Origin of the sequence: Pseudomonas sp. EL_65y_Pfl1_R83, from assembly GCF_963970695.1 — a bacterium.
In the GTDB taxonomy this organism is placed as follows: Bacteria; Pseudomonadota; Gammaproteobacteria; order Pseudomonadales; family Pseudomonadaceae; genus Aquipseudomonas; species Aquipseudomonas tritici.
The window spans coordinates 1-603 of record NZ_CAXAQI010000139.1; the positions used below are offsets into that span (position 1 = coordinate 1).

The 603-nt window shown below is 62.2% G+C and carries 2 protein-coding genes; both read left to right on the forward strand.

What is annotated here, in order from left to right; all coding sequences use genetic code 11:
• A partial coding sequence (locus AACY08_RS28060) for a hypothetical protein (RefSeq protein ID WP_339472357.1) occupies positions 1 to 249 on the forward strand: 249 nt, incomplete at its 5' end.
• On the forward strand, positions 246 to 603 hold a 358-nt coding region (locus tag AACY08_RS28065), incomplete at its 3' end, for a TadE/TadG family type IV pilus assembly protein (RefSeq protein ID WP_339472358.1). The genes AACY08_RS28060 and AACY08_RS28065, both read left to right, overlap by 4 nt.

The following is a 603-nucleotide window of genomic DNA, read 5'->3' on the forward strand; positions in this document are numbered from 1 at the left end:
CGCGTGGCCGGCACAAGCGGGTCGAGCCTGACCGATCTGCACAATGCCCGCTTCCTCGCGGAATGCGCAGCCGCGAAGGCGCGCAACATCGATGTATGGACCGTATCAATTGCCGCATCTGCGAACACGCAATTGACCTCGTGCGCCACCACCTCCGCGCAAGCGCTTGCCACCACCGATGGCACCGGCCTGTCGACCGCCTTCGCCAGTATCGCCAAGCGGCTGGCGATGCTCCGGCTCACGCGATGACGTGGAACCTATTCCTCAGGCTGACGCGTGACCGGCGTGGCGCTACGGCGATCGAATTCACGATCCTTGCGCCGGTGATGTTGCTGTTGATGACCGGCCTCGGTGACCTGACCTATCAGGTTTACGTACAATCGGTGCTCAACGGTGCCGTGCAAAAGGCTGCGCGCGATTCGGGCATCGAGGGCGGAGCAGCCAATGTCGCGACGATCGACGCCGCTGTGCAAAGCATCGTGCAGCAAGTCGCGCCACGCGCAACCTTTGTCTCGACCCGTAAAAGCTATGACAGTTTTTCCGAGGTTGCGCCCGAACCCTTCACCGATAGCAACCACAATGGTGTGCGCGACCCCGGCGAAT